We start from the raw sequence: 232 nt of genomic DNA on the forward strand, positions 1-232 counted from the left end.
CTTACTGCTGGATAATACTCTACTACTATCGGACAACACAATGAACCACTACAACTCGAATTCTCTACTGGTATATCAGCCGTAAACGTGTAACTTCCGATACTCGTTATTTTATAACTCTGAGAAGTTGCCCCTGTTATCAATACCCCATTTCTGTACCATTGATAATTACTATATCCTGCATCAGCTAAGGCATCTATCTCTATCTGGGAACCTACACAATATTTATAGG

The 232-nt window shown here is 38.4% G+C and carries 1 protein-coding gene; it reads right to left on the reverse strand.

Features of this window, described 5'->3' with window-relative positions; genetic code table 11:
• The coding region (locus ABR854_RS26020; protein WP_350268754.1) for a hypothetical protein at nt 1-232 on the reverse strand (232 nt) is incomplete at both ends.

Source organism: Emticicia sp. W12TSBA100-4 (assembly GCF_040253585.1).
Taxonomy (GTDB): domain Bacteria; phylum Bacteroidota; class Bacteroidia; order Cytophagales; family Spirosomataceae; genus Emticicia.